We start from the raw sequence: 16,344 nt of genomic DNA, 5'->3' as shown, positions 1-16,344 counted from the left end.
GTACCCTCAGCCGGCCTCGGAAAGCCCCGCCTTCAGGGCGCGGGTGTATTTCACGACACGCCGCGCCTGGACGCCGGCGGCGGTGCGCACCTCGTCGTCGAGCGGCGTCTCGGGGCCACCGACGTGTGAGGTGCCGTACGGGTTGCCGTCCGCGAATTTGCTCGGGTCGGTGTAACCGGGCGTCACGACGATGCCGCCGAAGTGGTGGATCGTGGTGTAGAGGGCGAGCAGGGTCGTCTCCTGGCCGCCGTGCTTGGTCGCGGAGGCGGTGAAGCCGCTGTAGACCTTGTCCGCCAGCTTGCCCTGCTGCCACAGCCCGCCGAGCGTGTCGATGAACTGCTTGAGCTGCGAGGCGATGTTGCCGTACCGGGTGGGCGAGCCGAAGATCACCGCGTCCGCCCAGAGCATGTCGTCGGGCGTGGCCTCGGCGATGTCGGCGGTCGCGCGGACGTTTTCGGCCCAGGCGGGGTTGGACTCGATGGCCGCCTGCGGGGCCAGCTCGGCGGCCTTGCGCAGCCGTACCTCGGCGCCCGCCTTCTCGGCGGCGTCCGCGATGGCCTTGGCCAGTTCGGTGATGGTCCCGGTCGAGGAGTAGTAGATGACGGCGAGGCGTACGGAGCGGTCGCCGGGGCCGGTGCTGCTTTCGGGCCGGTCGCTGGGCTGGGTCATGGTGATACCTCCTCTGGAGGGACGATACGGGCATACCGGGTTATACGGGGGATTGGGCGCGCCCGCGGCTGTGTCGGCGACCGCGCCGCGGTCGCGCCCGGTCGGGCCGCGCCCGCGGTCGCGCCCGGCCGCAGGTCGCCGGGCCGTGTACGGCGCCTATCCCCACCGTGACGCTCGATGAGTGAAGCGTCAACAACCGATTCCCGTACGTGTGTTGCGCAGCCCTGGCGATCAACTTAGGCTTACCTAACTAACGCGGGGCGGGGGGTACGGTCCGCCGGCCCGCCGCGCCGTCCCCGGGCCACGACCTGGCACGGAAGCGGCGTCCGAGGCGAATGAGACCAAGGAGCGGACGTGGAAGCGAACGAGGAACGGGCGACACCCACACGCGCGGCCCGCGGCACCGTCACCGGGCTGCTGTTCGGACAGCTCGCCACGTACGCCGTGGGCACGGCCGTCCGGCTCGGCCTGCTGGACCGCATCGGGGCCGGCACCCGTACGGCGGACGAGGTGGCGGCCGACTGCGGAACCCACCCGCAGGCCACGCTGCGCCTGCTGCGCGCCCTGGCCGCACTGGACCTGCTGACCGAACCCGAACCGGCCGTCTTCGAGGCCACCGCCGCCGGAGCGCTGCTGCGCAGCGACGCCCCGGACTCCATGTACGCGCTCGCGCGCATCTTCAGCGAGCCGCTCATGACCCGCGCCCGGGAACGCATGGAGGACAGCGTTCGCACCGGCGAACCCGTCTTCGACGCGATCTTCGGTACGGACTTCTTCAGCCACCTCAAGAGTGAGCCGGAACTGTCGCGGGTGTTCAACACCGCGATGGGCCAGGGCACCCGCATCGCCGCCCAGGACGTGCCGCCCGCCTACGACTTCGGGCGCTTCGGCACCATCGTCGACGTGGGCGGCGGCGACGGCACGCTGCTCGCCGCCATCCTGCGGGCCCACCCCGCACCGCGCGGCATGATCTACGACAGCGCCGAGGGCCTCGCCCAGGCCGGCGCCAAACTGGCCGCCGAGGGCGTCGCCGACCGCGTCACCCTGCGCACCGGCGACTTCTTCACCGAGGCCCCCGCCGGCGGCGACCTCTACCTCCTCAAAAGCGTCATCCACGACTGGAACGACGACCAGTGCGCGCAAATCCTGCGCAACATCCGCCAGGTACTGCCCCCGGACGGCCGCCTCCTGATCATCGAGCCGGTCCTCACCGACACCGTGGGCCCCGACACCTCGGCCCTCCCCTACTTGAGCGACCTCAACATGCTCGTCAACGTAGGCGGCCGGGAACGCACCCGCGCCGACTTCGAAACCCTCTGCACCAAGGCCGGCTTCCACCTCACCGGCCTCACCCCACTACCGGCCCCGGACCCTTACGTCCTCATCGAGGCCGCTCCGGTCTGAGCCGGTACGGGCCGGTCACTTCCGACCGGCCCACCACGCGCCGCCCGGCAACCTGCCCGGCCGGGCGGCGCGTTGGTTGGGGGCTGTCGCTATGGGCGGCATACGGCTGTGGCTCCCATGTAGGCGCGGTCGCGGGCGGTGGATCGGTCCACATACCCCTCGATCGCATCGCGACCCGCCCCGGACGCAATCGCGTCAAGACCGATCACAAGGCAGACAGGCACGCCACCCAGCACGTGTTCGGCCCATCGGACCGTCGGCCGTGGCACCCGCAAACAGAAGTCCGGGTGGCCGTAGTCGAGTACGAGGTGCGGCCCCCGGACCGTCAGCCGGTCACCGATGTTCGGAACCCGCCCCGAAGCGGCGCGCAACCCGAGGCCACCGGCCATGCCGAGCAAAGAGGTCTCGATACGCTCGACGGATTCGCCGGGACGGCGCGGAGGCGGGTGCGCGATCAGCATCCACGCCACGAGGCCGGTCGGCGGGGCCGCGTCGAGCCACGTACTGACCACGACACCGCCGACGAACGCCGGCCCCGGCACGGGCGGGACCGCGATCACCATGCCAGCACCGCCCACACGACCTTCCCGAGCGGCCGGTCCGCCACGCCCCAACTGTCGCAAAGCGCCTCGACGATGAGCAGCCCGCGGCCCCTTTGGCGGTCCGCGTTAGGGGGTTTCCGACGGGGCCGACGCCGAGCCGGATCATGCACCTGAATCCGCGCCCCGGCGCAAGAGGCCGTCACGGCCACGGCGACGAGGTCTCCGGGCTCGGTCCCGTAGCGGCAGGCGTTGGTGACGAGTTCGCTGACGAGGAGTTCGACTTGGTCGAGTTGTTCTTCGGTGATTCCGGGTACGGACTTTTGGACCGCTTGGCGGGCGTAGGTGCGGGCTTGCCCAACGCTTCTGGCCGTACCGGGAAATGTCCGTGGTGATGCGAGTGTGAGTACTTCCTGAAGGGAGTCTCCGCGGGCGATGTTCTGCATGGGTCGGCAACCTTTCGTCGCCCTCGCCCTCCTGATTGGCGCGACGTTTCAGTGGCTGTGGTCGGCCCTCATTGCGTCGACATCGAGGAGTGGGCGAGCTTGGGGAATTATTCGGCGCAGCACCGTTTCCGCGTAGAGCTTGTCGCTGGTTGTCGCTTGTGTTGTCGCGCTGTCGGGCGCGTTGGCGGCGCGCTTCTCATGAGTCCCGCACGTGTGATCGACGGGAAGGGAAGCGTTGAACCGTGCCGTTGTGGTCGTGGAACGGTGACGCATGAGGAACGTAGCGCCTGACACTGATGCGTATCAACTGTTGTACGTCTAAAGAGTGAGACGAGGCGCGCCAACGATTGCGACCCGTGAACAGGTGAGCCCCTACGCAGATCTCGGCGTAGGGGCTCACCTGTTCACGGGTCAGTTCGGGTCGCCGAACCGTCCTTCCTTGGCTCCCGAGATGAGTGCGCACAATTGGGCTTGCGACGTCCGTATGATGTCCTGCGGGGCATCGCTCTCACGTATCAGAATCCCGCCTCCATGGACGGCAATTTCTATGCAGTTACCCTCCGCGTCGGTCGACTTCGAAGACTTCTGCCACTGAATGTCCACGGTTCCCAGCTTTCACGCTTGATGCGTCAATTTATGGACGAAGTCGAACGACTTCGCGGGGGTCAGGGCTCTTTCTTGGGTGCGGTCGAGAACCGCTCGATAATTGGCGAGCCGAGTATCCGCATCAAGGAAAGCAGGCCCCGTCGGCGTGTCCGTCTGCACGGTGTCGAGCTGCGGCACGGGGCCGTACGCGTAGAGGGTCGAGCTTCCGGCGTTCGGGAACCCCGCTCCGAAGGGGATGACGCGTACTTCGACGTTGTCCCGCTCCATCTCTTTGAGCAGGTACGCGCGCTGCGTTCGAGCAACCCCTCGCCCGCCGAACTCCATCCGCAGCGCGGCCTCGTGGATGAGGAACGTACAGGTCGGAGGCGTTGGACGGTCGAGCACGTCACGACGCCTCAGCCGGTGGGACAGCCGACGGCGGAGGGTGGCAGGTTCGAGGGGCGGTACGGCTTCCGCGAAGACGGCGCGGGCGTACTCCTCGGACTGGAGCAGGCCGGGCATGTGCATGATTTGCACCGAGCGCAGTGCGACTGCGTGGTGCTCCAACTCGGAGAGGTCGAGCGCACCGCCCGACAGGTCTCCCCTGTAGTCCTCCCACCAACCGCTGATGCGCTCTTCCGCCATGGAGGCCAGGGCATCGATGTAGGAGGCGTCGGGACAGGCGTAGTGCGACGCCCACGCTCGCACACGTTCCCGGCTCACCCCGAAGCGCCCCGATTCGGTGTTGCTGATCGTGGTCCGGTCCGTGCCGAGCAGGGTTGCGGCCTCGGCGAGTGTGAGGCCGGCGTGCTCACGCATTTTCCGCAACTCGGTGCCCACACGGCGCTGTCGCGCTGTTGGCGACTTCCTGGGTGGCATCCGCTCCCCTTCTGTCGGGTCTCAGTGTGGCCCGCGTACTTATGGGGGTCTATCAGGTCCAACGAGTTATACGAATACGTACAACTGAGCTAGTGCCACACCTCACGCCTACGGCCACCGCCCGTCGAATCCGCGGCACTCACGCGCCACGATGGTCTCCATCGGCCCGACAGCGGCCTGGTCTGGGGCCGGACGTGAGAGGAGCCGCACCATGCGACTGGGCACAGAGGGCTCTCGGCGGCCATCGAGGAGACCGCGCGGGCCGAGATGCAGGCGCGCTTGCGGGGGTATGGGGCCTCGGAACTCTGTGGGGTCTCGTGTCTTGCTGACGGGCCCGATACGTGGTTTGCGGAGATCGTGCTCGCGTTCGGAGGGCGTATCGAGGCCGTCGTGCCCGCGGAGGGCTATCGTGCCGGGCTTCCGGAGGGGCACCGCGCCACGTATGACGCGCTCCTTGGGCAGGCGGTGGAGGTGCATCGCACCGGGCTGCGGGAGTCGTGTCCGGAGGCTCACATGGCGGGGAGCGAAATTCTGGTGAGGCTGGTCGACCGGCTGGTGGCGGTGTGGGACGGGAAGGAGGCCCGGGGGCTCGGCGGTACGGCCGATGTGGTCGCGTACGCCCGGCGTGTGGGCGTGCCGGTTGATGTCATCTGGCCTGCTGGGGCCACCCGGGATTAGTGGGCCCCGCCCTTCACCCCGCACTCGCCAGCGAAAGCTTTGCCGCGAAGCCCAGGAATGCCGCTCCGGCGCCCGCCGACAGTCCCGCCGTCAGACGCTTGCGGCGGCGGAACGTGGCGGCCAGGTAGGTGCCGCTGAAGATGAGGATGGTGAGGTAGGTGAAGCTGAAGAGTTGGGCCCAGGCGCCGAGGGTGAGGAAGGAGAGGACGGGGTGGGCGTAGTGGGGGTCCACGAACTGGACGAAGAAGGAGATGAAGAAGAGGATCGCCTTGGGGTTGAGGAGGCTGATCACCAGGGCGCGGCGGTACGGGCGCTCGCGGACCTCCTTGGTCCGGCCGGCCTCGTCGGCTGTGGCCTTTTTGCGGAGGGACTTGGCGGCCTCGCGGTTGCGCCACAGCGACCAGGCGCCGCGCAGCATGCCGATCGCGAGCCACGTCAGATAGCCCGCCCCCGCGAACTTCACAATGGCGAAGAGGACCGGGCTGGTCTGGAGGAGTGAGGCCACGCCGCCCGCGGACAGCGTCATCAGCACCGTGTCGCCGCACAGCACGCCGGCCGCCGCGCGGTAGGCGATGCGCGGGCCCCGGCGGGCCGCGACGGAGACGACGTACAGCGAGTTCGGGCCCGGCAGCAGCACGATGAGCGCGACGCCCACCAGATAGGTCGGAAGATCGGTTATCCCCAGCATGGGGGCAGGATGCCACTGGGGTCCCATCCGTCCCACAGGTTTCCGGGATACGGACTTGCACCTCACGTGACGTGAGGGCGCATCGTGAAGTGCGTACCGAGAAGGAGGGCGGGAGCGATGGGCTACTCCGTGGGACAGGTCGCCGGATTCGCCGGTGTGACGGTGCGTACCCTGCACCACTACGACGAGATCGGGCTGCTGGTGCCGGGCGGGCGCAGCCACGCCGGCCACCGGCGCTACAGCGACGCCGATCTCGACCGGCTCCAGCAGATCATGTTCTACCGGGAGCTCGGCTTCCCGCTCGACGAGGTGGCGGCCCTCCTGGACGACCCGGACGCCGACCCGCAGGAGCACCTGCGGCGGCAGCACGCGCTGCTGAGCGCCCGGATCGGCAAGCTCCAGGCCATGGCCACCGCCGTCGAACACGCGATGGAGGCACGCAAGATGGGCGTCAACCTGACCCCTGAGGAGAAGTTCGAGGTCTTCGGGGACTTCGACCCGGACGACTACGCGGGCGAGGTGCGCGAGCGCTGGGGCGGAACCGAGGCGTACAAGGAGTCGCAGCGCCGCACGGCCGCGTACACGAAGGAGGACTGGAAGCGGCTGACGGAGGAGTTCGACGCCATCCACCGGAAGATGGCCGACACGATGGCGAGCGGGCTGCCGGCCGACTCGGCCGAGGCGATGGACGTCGCGGAGGAGCACCGCCGGTTCATCTCGTCCGGCTACTACGACTGCTCGTACGAGATGCACACCGGACTCGGCGAGATGTACGTCGCGGACGAGCGTTTCACCGCCACCTATGAGGCCATCCGGCCCGGGCTGGCCGTCTACATGCGCGACGCGATGCTCGCCAACGCGGTGCGCAACAGCTGAGCCCGTACGGGACAGGGGAGCGCGCCCCCTGGCCCGTACGGCTGCGTCGCGGGCCGGACCGGACCGGTCCGTACGGCCGCGTCGCCGGGACCGGCCGCTCAGGCGGTCTTCGGGGCGATCACCACGGCGGTGCCGTACGCGCAGACCTCCGTGCCCACATCCGCCGCCTCCGTCACGTCGAAGCGGAACATCAGCACCGCGTTCGCACCGCGGGCCCGCGCCTGTTCGACCAGCCGCTCCATGGCCTGGTTACGGGTCTCCACGAGCGTCTTGGTCAGGCCCTTCAGCTCGCCGCCGATCATCGACTTCAGCCCGGCCCCGATCTGGCTGCCCAGGTGCCGCGAGCGCACCGTCAGGCCGAAGACCTCGCCGATGACCCGCTGCACCTCGTATCCGGGGACGTCGTTGGTCGTCACCACCAGTACGTCGGCCTGCGCGGCCTGCCCGCCGCCGAACTCCTCGATGCCCATCGTGTGTCCTGTCCCTCCGTGCGGTGAGCCCGCCGGGAGGCCGGCTCCTCGGGGGAGCGTCTCATGGGGGCGGGGTGAAACCGGGGGACCCGGGGGAGGGGGCCGTCGGCGTCCGGCCAGGGAGGGCGCGGGGGCCGTTCCGGGACGTGTCCGAGGGCCCGCGGAGGCCGGTGACAGGCGGCTGGAACCACGGCATGTCATCCGGCGTTGATAGCTTTGGGCCGCACACTGCGCCTCCATCCCCGTCGCACCGCACGATCCGGCGCCCTCGACCCAGGAGCCTTCACCCCGTGAATACTCTCGCGCTCGGCCCCCAGTGGCTGGACCCGGACTACCTGATCGGCACGTTCGGGCTGATCGGCGTGCTGATCATCGTCTTCGCGGAGTCCGGCCTGCTGATCGGCTTCTTCCTGCCGGGCGACGCGCTGCTGTTCACCACCGGCCTGCTGGTGACGACGAACAAGCTGGACAAGCCGCTGGGGCTGGTGTCCCTGCTGATCGTGGTGGCGGCGATCCTCGGCGACCAGGTGGGCTATCTCTTCGGCCGCAAGGTCGGGCCCGCGCTCTTCAAGCGCCCGGACTCCAAGCTGTTCAAGCAGGAGAACGTGGAGAAGGCGCATGAGTTCTTCGAGAAGCACGGTCCGAAATCGCTGATCCTGGCCCGTTTCGTGCCGATCGTCCGCACCTTCACGCCCATCATCGCGGGCGTGAGCCGGATGAACTACCGCTCGTTCATCATCTTCAACGTGGTCGGCGGCGTCCTGTGGGGCGCGGGCGTGACCCTGCTCGGCGCCTCGCTCGGCAATGTGGAGTTCGTGCACAAGCACATCGAGCTGATCCTCATCGCGATCGTGCTGATCTCCGTCGTCCCGATCGCCATCGAGTACCTGCGCTCCCGCGGCAAGAACAAGAAGGCGACGGCCCGGGCGGCGTACGACCCGGCCGGCGCCGTCCAGCCGCCCCGCCAGCCCGGCAACGACGGGCGCCGGGGACGGCACGCGAAGCGGTAGGCGTACGGCCCTACGGGCGACGCGGCGCGCGGGCCCACCGGCCCGCGCGTTCGTGCGCCCGGCCCCGGCGGCGCCGGTGACCGGCGCACCGGAAGTCCCGGGTTTCTCTCGTTGCGCAGGGGAAACCCGCAGCCCATAAGAACCTCAGTGAGGGCCCCGCCCCGCGCGCCCCTGCCGACCATCAGGCATCGTGTCCTTGATGGTCGGCAGGAGGCGTACGAGGAGCGAAGAGACGTGGCGTCGGACGCACAGCGGGGACAGCGCGGAACCAACGGCACGAACGGGAAGAACGGCGTGAACAGCGTCAAAGGCGTGCACGGAACCAGCAATGGTGCGAACGGCGGAACCGATCACTCCGAGGACCGCAAACCGCAGACGGACGAGGCGCGCAGCGCCTTCACACCACCGCTCGGCGTGCCGTACCCGCCGGTCCCCGAGGAAGAACACCCCACCTCCGAGTTCGCCCTCCCCGAGGGCCTGAAGACCGAGTCGCCGGCCGAGCCGGAAGGCTCCGCCTTCAGCCCGCCCGGCGGTACGGCCACCGGCAACGGCAGCACCACCGGGCAGCACCAGCTGCCCGACCGGACCCCGGCGGGCTGGCCCGCCTTCACACCGCCGCACGGCATCCCCGTCATCAACCTGACCAAGCAGACGCCCTGGCAGGACCGGATGCGCACGATGCTGCGCATGCCGGTCGGCGAGCGGCCGGTGCCGGAGCGGGTGGAGCGCGCGGAGGACACCGGGCCCGCCGTACCGCGCGTCCTGGACCTGACGCTGCGTATCGGCGAGATCCTGCTGGCCGGCGGCGAGGGCGCGGAGGACGTGGAAGCCGCGATGTTCGGCGTCGCGCACGCGTACGGGCTGGAGCGGGTCGAGCCCACCGTCACCTTCACGCTGCTGTCGATCTCCTACCAGCCGTCGCTGGTCGACGACCCGGTCACGGCCAGCCGTACGGTGCGGCGGCGCGGCGTGGACTACACCCGGCTGTCCGCGGTCTTCCGCCTCGTCGACGACATCACCTCCGAAGGCATCACCCTGGAGGAGGCGTACCGCGGCCTGGCCGAGATCCGCCGTAACCGCCACCCCTTCCCCAGCTGGTCCCTCACCGTCGCCTCCGGACTGCTGTCCGGCGCGGCGAGCATGCTGGTCGGCGGCGGGGCGATCGTCTTCATCGCGGCGGCGATCGGCTCGATGCTCGGCGACCGGCTGGCCTGGCTGGCGTCCAGCCGCGGGCTGCCGGAGTTCTACCAGTTCGTGGTCGCGGCGATGCCGCCGGCCGCCATAGGGGTCGCGCTCAGCTTCTCGCACGTCGCCGTGCAGGCGTCCGCGGTGATCACCGGTGGCCTCTTCGCGCTGATCCCCGGACGGGCCCTGGTGGCCTCCGTACAGGACGGTCTGACGGGGTACTACATCACCGCCTCGGCACGCCTGCTGGAAGTCGGCTACCTCATCGTCGGCATCGTCATCGGCGTGCTCGCCGCGCTCTACATCGGGCTGCAGCTCAATCCGGAGTACCTGTACCCGGCGGCCGGATTCGGCGCGTACAACGATCCGCCGGTGCAGACGCTGGCCGCCATGCTGCTGGCGCTGTCCTTCTGCGTACTGCTCCAGCAGGAACGTCACACCGTCCTGCTCGCCACGCTCAACGGCGGCGTCGCGTGGGTCACCTACGGCGCGCTCGCCAACGTCAGCGGCATGAACGCGGTACCCGCCACGGCCATCGCCGCCGGCCTCGTCGGCCTCTTCGGCCAGCTCCTGAGCCGCTACCGGTACGCCTCCGCGCTGCCGTACGTCACCGCCGCGATCGGTCCGCTGCTGCCCGGTAGCGCCACGTACTTCGGCCTCCTCAACTTCGCCCAGGGCGACATCGGCCCCGGCGTCTCCTCCCTCATCAAGGCCGCGTCCCTGGCCCTGGCCATCGCGGTCGGCGTGAACCTCGGCGGCGAGGTGGCCCGCCTGTTCATGAAGGCACCCGGGATGGCTCAGGAGGAGCCGGGGGAGCGGCGGGCGGCGAAGCGGACGCGGGGCTTCTAGGGGGCGGCGGTTTTCCGCGTGCCTCCGGCCGCGTCATCCTCAAGCTCCCCCAGCCAACGCTGGGAGGTACCCCCGGACGGGCTTGATCTGGCTGGGCCCGCCCGGCAGCCGCGAAAGGCTGAACTTGGCTGGACCGTTCCGGATGCACCCCGACAACGCAAAAGCGGCACCCGACCATCCGGATGCCGCCTCCGCGAACACATACTGCTGTCAGCCGACCTGCACCTACTTCGTCAGGCGGCCGACTTCCTCCCGAGCCGCAGGCTCAGTGGTGGGCGCCGCCCTGCGCCTCCAGGCGCTTGAAGGAAGCCTCGATCTCGGCCTCGGCCTCGGCGCGGCCGACCCAGTCGGCGCCCTCGACGGACTTGCCGGGCTCCAGGTCCTTGTAGACCTCGAAGAAGTGCTGGATCTCCAGGCGGTCGAACTCCGACACGTGGTGGATGTCGCGCAGGTGCTCCACGCGCGGGTCGGAAGCCGGGACGCACAGCAGCTTGTCGTCGCCGCCGGCCTCGTCCGTCATACGGAACATGCCGATGGCGCGGCACTTGATCAGGCATCCGGGGAACGTCGGCTCGTCCAGGATGACCAGCGCGTCCAGCGGGTCGCCGTCCTCGCCGAGGGTGTTCTCGACGAAGCCGTAGTCGGCCGGGTAGCTGGTCGAGGTGAAGAGTCGACGGTCCAGGCGGATCCGTCCGGTCTCGTGGTCCACCTCGTACTTGTTCCGCGAACCCTTCGGGATCTCGATGGTGACGTCGAACTCCACGGGTGGCTCCTCCATGATCAACACATACGTCTGGTGATTAAGTGTCCCCCACGCAGGTGTGTGGTGGCGAAAGGGGCTGGTCCTAAGTGCCGGAGACCAGGTCGTGGCAGGTCAGGTGGCAGGCCGCGCAGCGGTTGGCGCAACGTTCCGCCCGGCGGGCGGCGGGCTCGGCCCGGTCGGCGGGGTCCACCGCCGCGTCCGTGACCCGTTCGGCGGCGGGCTCGGCGCGTTCGGCCTACCGGTCCGCCGTGGACACCACCCGTACCGCCTGGCGGTCCGCCTCCAAGCAGCAGCGGCAGACCGTACGACTGACGGCCAGCTCCACCGTCCTGGGACTCGTGGTCTCGGCCGGAGCGGTGACGCTGGCCGGCCCCTGGGACTCCGGCCAGCGTACGGCGGAGCGGTCCCGCGCCGCGGCGGCCGACGGAAGGGGTGGCGAGCGTCACGCCCCGGGCGGCACCGCGACCGTACCCAGCGCGCCGCCCGTACTGGCCGCGGCCGGCGCACCCGCGGGCGGAACGCCGCCCGCGCCCGAAGCCAAGGCCCTGGCCGACGTGCTCGCGCCACTGATGAAGGACCCGGCGCTCGGCTCGCTGCGTACGGCATCGGTCGTGGACGCCGCCACCGGCCGGGAACTCTTCGGCACCGAACCGGCGCGCAACGCCACGCCCGCCTCGACCGTCAAGCTGGCCATCGCCACCGCCGCGCTCTCCGCGCTCGGCCCCGAGCACCGCATCGACACCACGGTCGTCGAGGCCGGGAGCGGCGGCATCGCCCTGGTCGGCGGCGGCGATCCCACCCTCACCGCCCGCACGCCGAAGCAGGACGCCCAGGACCAGCCGGCAAGCCTGCGGGCGCTGGCCGACGGGACGGCCCGTGCGCTCAAGGACCGCGGCACCACCAAGGTACGGCTCGGGTATGACACCTCGGCCTATACGGGACCGGTGCTGCACCCCATAAGCCCCAACGAGAACATCGCCCCCGTCACGCCCCTCATGGCCGACGAGGGACGCCTCGACCAGAGCGAATACGGGCCCGCGCCCCGCGACACCGACCCGGCCGCCGCGGCCGCCCGTACCTTCGCGCGGATGCTCAAGGACCGCGGCATCACGGTCGACGGCGAGCCCGCCAAGACCACCGCCCCCGCCAAGGCCCCCCGCCTCGCCACCGTCCGCTCCCTGCCGCTCGCCGGGCTCGTCGAGCGGATGCTGACCCACAGCGACAACGACATCGCGGAGGCGCTGGCCCGCCAGACGGCCCTGGCCGGCGGCGAACCGGCCGGCTTCGAGGGCGCAGGCCGGGCCGTACGCAAGGAATTGGCGACCCTCAAGCTCCCGCTGAACGGCGCCGTCTTCGAGGACGGCAGCGGCCTGGACCGCGACGACAAGATCTCGGCCGGCCTGCTCTCCCGCATCCTCACCCTGGCCACATCCGCCGACCACCCCGAACTGCGCCCGGTCACCACCGGCCTCCCGGTCGCCGGCTTCACCGGCACCCTCAGCGGCCGCTACGCGGGCGAAAAGGCGGGCGCCGGCACCGTACGCGCCAAAACCGGCACCCTCACCGGCGTGAACACCCTGGCCGGCACGGTCGTCGACACCGACGGCCGCCTCCTGCTCTTCGCCTTCATGACGAACAACACCACCGACCCCCAGGCCGCCCAACAGGCACTGGACCGCCTGGCAACAGCAGTAGCGAACTGCGGTTGCCGTTAGCAAACAACCAGCACCCGACCACCCACACCAGCAAGACCCCACCCTCTCCCCACCCCACCACGGAAGGGGACGGGCCGGAGCGGCCTGCCGCGCAGGCCCGTCCCCGAACCTGACAGCCCCGCGCAGCGGCCACAGCCCGCCGCAGGCGCAAATGGACCGGCAGCCGAAACCGAACCGCCACCGACGAACCGGCCCGGCCCGCCGCAGGCGACCCGCGCTGCGCTACCCCCAGCGGATGCGCCCACGTACCGTGAACCCATGACGAGCATCGGTGGTGTGGAGATGGTCGACTGGAACCTCGCGGTAGCGACCGCGACCCGGTTCGTGCGGCCGGGACCAGAGGTGAGCCGCGACGAGGCGCGGGAGATCGTCGCCGAGCTGCGGCGGCACGCGAAGTCTTCCGAGGAGCATGTGCGCAGGTTCACGCGCATGGTGCACCCGGAGTCGGCGGCGGAGGGGGAGCCGGGCGCGGAGCAGCCTCGTACTCAGCACGACACCCCTGTCCTCGTCGTGGACCGCCCCGGCTGGATCAGGGCCAATGTGGCCGGTTTCCGCGCCGTGCTGAAGCCGCTGCTGCACAAGATGGAGGAGCGCCGCTCCTCCATGCCGGGCGGCGCCGTGCTGGGCGCTGTCGGCGGCAAGGTGACCGGCGTCGAGCTGGGGATGCTGCTGTCGTTCCTGGCCTCGCGCGTTCTCGGCCAGTACGAGACCTTCGCGCCCGCCTCGCGCGACCTGCCGGCGGGGGCGCAGGGCGGCCGACTGCTGCTGGTGGCGCCGAACATCGTGCACGTGGAGCGGGAGCTGGAGGTGGACCCGCACGACTTCCGCATGTGGGTGTGCCTGCACGAGGAGACGCACCGTACGCAGTTCACGGCCGTGCCCTGGCTGCGCGATCACATCGAGGGCGAGATCCAGTCCTTCCTGGGCGAGACGGAGATCGACCCGGGCACGCTGCTGGAGCGGCTGCGGGAGGCCGTCCAGTCGCTGACCGGCGGCCGGCCGGAGGGCGAGGAGGGGGACGACGGGAGCCGCAGCTTCGTGGACCTGGTGCAGACCCCGGCGCAGCGGGAGATCCTGGCGCGGCTGACGGCGGTGATGTCGCTCCTGGAGGGGCACGCCGATTATGTGATGGACGGTGTCGGCCCGGATGTGGTGCCGTCCGTCGCGGAGATCCGCGAGAAGTTCCAGAAGCGGCGGGCCAGCGGCGCGGGCCGGCTGGACCAGGCGCTGCGCAAGCTGCTGGGGCTGGACGCGAAGTTGCGCCAGTACCGGGACGGCGAGCGGTTCGTACGGGCCGTCGTGGACGAGGTCGGCATGGACGGCTTCAACCGGGTGTGGACGTCGCCGAACACGCTGCCGACCAAACAGGAGATCGCCAAACCGGCGGACTGGGTCGCGCGGGTGCATCGCTGAGGGGGCGGAGCCCCGGGGGACAAAGGCGCGAGCCGGTCGCACCGCACGGCGGGTGAACGCTCCCCTCAATCACTCTTCTGAGGGACCGTGACCGCAGGATGGGCGTGCAATGCTCAGGGAACTGCTCGTCTCTGTCACCATCTAGGCACTCTGTGTGACGAAAAGCCGTTGCTCGGCCCGAAGCCCCCCACGATTGGAAACGGACATGGGTCCCCATCCAGCGGTCGCCGCGATACGCGTGGCGGTCCGCCGCGTGCTCCACGACGTACTGAACCACCACTCCTCGCAGATCCCGGCCCCCGCGCACGCCGCGCAGCAGCCGGTCGCCGCGGGCTCCGCGCGGTCCGCCGGGGCGCTGTCCCCCGCGGCGGACGCGCCCCCTCTGGTGCTCGTCGCGTGCTCCGGCGGCGCCGATTCCATGGCACTCGCCTCCGCGCTGGCCTTCGAGGCGCCCAAGCTGGGCGTACGGGCCGGCGGCATCACCGTCGACCACGGCCTCCAGGACGGCTCCGACCTGCGCGCCGCGGAGGTCGTGGTGCGTCTGCGCGCCCTCGGTCTGGACCCGGTCGACGCGGTGGCCGTCCAGGTGGGCGCCGAGGGCGGCCCCGAGGCCGCCGCCCGCGACGCGCGCTACGCCGCGCTCGACGCCGCCGCCGAGCGCCACGGCGCCGCCGCGATCCTCCTCGGCCACACCCGCGACGACCAGGCAGAGACGGTCCTGCTGGGGCTCGCCAGGGGCTCCGGCACGCGCTCCCTGTCCGGCATGGCGGCCACGACGGGCCGCGGCGGTCGCTATCGCCGCCCTTTCCTGGAGGTGGACCGGCAGACGGCCCGTAAGGCGTGCCTGATCCAGTCGCTGCCCGTATGGGACGACCCGCACAACGCCGATCCCCTGTACACGCGCTCCCGGCTGCGCCACGAGGGCCTGCCCGCGCTGGAGAAGGCGCTCGGCAAGGGCGTCGTGGAGGCCCTCGCCCGTACGGCCCAGCTCTCCCGGGACGACGCCGACGCCCTGGATTCCTGGGCCGCCGACGCGGAGCGCACGGTCGTCGACGAGCGCGGCGCCCTGGACGCCGCCAAGCTGTACGCCCTGCCCGCCGCCGTCCGCCGCCGGGTGCTGCGCCGGGCGGCCATCGCGGCGGGCGCGCCGGCCGGTTCGCTCTTCGCCCGCCACATCGAAGAGGTGGACCGGCTGATCACGGCCTGGCGCGGGCAGGGGACCGTCAACCTCCCCGGGCGGGTGGGTGTGCGACGGCAGGGTGGCAGACTGGTGATCCGGCAGGGCTGAGCCGTACGGGACCGCCTTGCTGCATGAGTCTCATGACACCGAACCGAGCGAGAGTGGCACGGGTGGACGACAAGGACATGGGTTCCGACCTTCAGTCGGTGCTCATCAGCAAGGAAGAGATCGACGCGAAGCTGGCAGAGCTGGCCGCGAAGATCGACGCGGAGTACGCGGGCAAGGACCTGCTCCTGGGCGGCGTCCTCAAGGGCGCCGTGATGGTCATGGCGGACCTGGCGCGTGCGCTGTCCAACCCCGTCACGATGGACTGGATGGCCGTGTCGTCGTACGGCGCGGGCACCCAGTCCTCCGGAGTGGTCCGCATCCTCAAGGACCTGGACACCGACATCAAGGGCAAGCACGTCCTGATCGTCGAGGACATCATCGACTCCGGTCTGACGCTGTCCTGGCTGCTGTCGAACCTGGGCTCGCGCGAGCCCGCCAGCCTGGAGGTCTGCACGCTGCTGCGCAAGCCGGACGCGGCCAAGGTGGCGATCGACGTGAAGTGGATCGGTTTCGACATCCCCAACGAGTTCGTCGTGGGCTACGGCCTGGATTTCGCGGAGAAGTACCGCAACCTGCCGTTCGTCGGCACGCTCGCACCGCACGTCTACGGCGGCTGAGCGGCGCCGTACCCGTCCGGCCGCCGCACCGGCGGCCGGGGCCCGGGACCGACCGGAGACCGGTGGCGGGAACCCCGTGGGGCCGCCCGCCGTTGGAGCAGGGAGAACGGCATCCGAAGCTGCATTGTTAACCGTGGGCGGCGTCGTCGGGTGACAATGCTGGGGTACCGTCCGAAGGTCAGTCTTTTTTCGGGCCAGTAATACACCGTACGCACGACCAGCCCTCCACAGGGCTGTTGTGCCTCACTGTGGCAGGAGGGACGGGGCTCA

General features: G+C 70.4%; 16 protein-coding genes and 1 pseudogene. 9 read left to right on the top strand and 8 right to left on the bottom strand.

Translation table 11 applies throughout. The features are described from left to right. Positions 1-6: 6 nt before the first annotated feature. Complete coding sequence (gene wrbA / locus CP984_RS17310) at positions 7-669, bottom strand: NAD(P)H:quinone oxidoreductase (protein WP_003984646.1); 663 nt, start codon at positions 667-669, stop codon at positions 7-9. A gap of 354 nt (positions 670-1,023) precedes the next feature. On the opposite strand from wrbA, the gene CP984_RS17305 reads away from it, so the two are divergent. Beyond that, the gene (locus CP984_RS17305; protein ID WP_004571938.1) at positions 1,024-2,073 is read left to right on the top strand and encodes a methyltransferase; all 1,050 of its coding nucleotides are present in this window, start codon (positions 1,024-1,026) and stop codon (positions 2,071-2,073) included. An 89-nt stretch (positions 2,074-2,162) separates the two neighbouring features. Here the strand turns inward: CP984_RS17305 and CP984_RS17300 are convergent, their stop codons facing one another. From CP984_RS17300 to CP984_RS17285, 4 genes are all read right to left on the bottom strand, one after another. Next, complete coding sequence (locus CP984_RS17300; RefSeq protein WP_004571937.1) at positions 2,163-2,636, bottom strand: hypothetical protein; 474 nt, start codon at positions 2,634-2,636, stop codon at positions 2,163-2,165. Continuing rightward, positions 2,630-3,058 carry an ATP-binding protein gene (locus CP984_RS17295; protein WP_004571936.1) on the bottom strand — a complete coding sequence of 143 codons (429 nt, stop codon included), beginning with the start codon at positions 3,056-3,058 and terminating at the stop codon, positions 2,630-2,632. Before CP984_RS17295 ends, CP984_RS17300 begins: the two co-directional genes overlap by 7 nt. Positions 3,059-3,469: 411 nt before the next feature. Beyond that, positions 3,470-3,661 (bottom strand): DUF397 domain-containing protein, encoded by a 192-nt coding sequence (locus tag CP984_RS17290; RefSeq protein WP_004571935.1) that lies wholly within the window; start codon positions 3,659-3,661, stop codon positions 3,470-3,472. A 12-nt stretch (positions 3,662-3,673) separates the two neighbouring features. Next, complete coding sequence (locus tag CP984_RS17285) at positions 3,674-4,522, bottom strand: helix-turn-helix domain-containing protein (protein ID WP_030184907.1); 849 nt, start codon at positions 4,520-4,522, stop codon at positions 3,674-3,676. A 267-nt stretch (positions 4,523-4,789) separates the two neighbouring features. Between CP984_RS17285 and CP984_RS17280 the strand changes: the two genes are divergently transcribed. Then, complete coding sequence (locus CP984_RS17280) at positions 4,790-5,200, top strand: hypothetical protein (protein ID WP_004571933.1); 411 nt, start codon at positions 4,790-4,792, stop codon at positions 5,198-5,200. A gap of 13 nt (positions 5,201-5,213) precedes the next feature. On the opposite strand, the gene leuE is transcribed toward CP984_RS17280, so the two are convergent. Beyond that, complete coding sequence (gene leuE / locus CP984_RS17275; protein WP_030184903.1) at positions 5,214-5,888, bottom strand: leucine efflux protein LeuE; 675 nt, start codon at positions 5,886-5,888, stop codon at positions 5,214-5,216. A 117-nt stretch (positions 5,889-6,005) separates the two neighbouring features. On the opposite strand from leuE, the gene CP984_RS17270 reads away from it, so the two are divergent. Then, positions 6,006-6,764: a MerR family transcriptional regulator gene (locus CP984_RS17270; RefSeq protein WP_004571931.1), complete on the top strand. Its 759-nt coding sequence runs from the start codon at positions 6,006-6,008 to the stop codon at positions 6,762-6,764. A 98-nt stretch (positions 6,765-6,862) separates the two neighbouring features. Here CP984_RS17270 and CP984_RS17265 read toward each other — a convergent pair whose 3' ends face one another. Next, positions 6,863-7,234: a YbjQ family protein gene (locus CP984_RS17265; RefSeq protein WP_004571930.1), complete on the bottom strand. Its 372-nt coding sequence runs from the start codon at positions 7,232-7,234 to the stop codon at positions 6,863-6,865. Positions 7,235-7,524: 290 nt separating this feature from the next. Between CP984_RS17265 and CP984_RS17260 the strand changes: the two genes are divergently transcribed. Then, positions 7,525-8,244, top strand: a complete 720-nt coding sequence (locus CP984_RS17260; RefSeq protein ID WP_004571929.1) for a DedA family protein — start codon at positions 7,525-7,527, stop codon at positions 8,242-8,244. Between the two features lie 234 nt (positions 8,245-8,478). Then, a complete protein-coding gene (locus tag CP984_RS17255) occupies positions 8,479-10,278 on the top strand; it encodes a threonine/serine exporter family protein (protein ID WP_004571928.1) in 1,800 nt (599 codons plus the stop codon). 265 nt (positions 10,279-10,543) lie between these two features. On the opposite strand, the gene CP984_RS17250 is transcribed toward CP984_RS17255, so the two are convergent. Then, on the bottom strand, positions 10,544-11,041 hold the full coding sequence (locus CP984_RS17250; RefSeq protein ID WP_004571927.1) for an inorganic diphosphatase: 498 nt from the start codon (positions 11,039-11,041) through the stop codon (positions 10,544-10,546). Between the two features lie 200 nt (positions 11,042-11,241). Here CP984_RS17250 and dacB point away from each other — a divergent pair, with 200 nt between their 5' ends. The 4 genes and pseudogenes from dacB (at position 11,242) to hpt (ending at position 16,074) form a co-directional block, all read left to right on the top strand. Next, a complete protein-coding gene (gene dacB / locus CP984_RS17245; protein WP_226048666.1) occupies positions 11,242-12,756 on the top strand; it encodes a D-alanyl-D-alanine carboxypeptidase/D-alanyl-D-alanine endopeptidase in 1,515 nt (504 codons plus the stop codon). 258 nt (positions 12,757-13,014) lie between these two features. Further along, on the top strand, positions 13,015-14,169 hold the full coding sequence (locus CP984_RS17240; RefSeq protein WP_004571925.1) for a zinc-dependent metalloprotease: 1,155 nt from the start codon (positions 13,015-13,017) through the stop codon (positions 14,167-14,169). Positions 14,170-14,545: 376 nt separating this feature from the next. Then, positions 14,546-15,457, top strand: a pseudogene (tilS, locus tag CP984_RS17235) (tRNA lysidine(34) synthetase TilS); the annotation flags it as partial. A gap of 77 nt (positions 15,458-15,534) precedes the next feature. Beyond that, entirely contained in the window at positions 15,535-16,074 is a 540-nt protein-coding gene (gene hpt / locus CP984_RS17230; protein ID WP_151416135.1) for a hypoxanthine phosphoribosyltransferase, read from the top strand. Positions 16,075-16,344: the final 270 nt, after the last annotated feature.

The organism is Streptomyces rimosus, assembly GCF_008704655.1.
Taxonomy (GTDB): Bacteria; Actinomycetota; Actinomycetes; order Streptomycetales; family Streptomycetaceae; genus Streptomyces; species Streptomyces rimosus.
The sequence above is the reverse complement of the archived record's forward strand: the minus strand, read 5'-3'. Positions and strand labels throughout refer to the sequence as shown.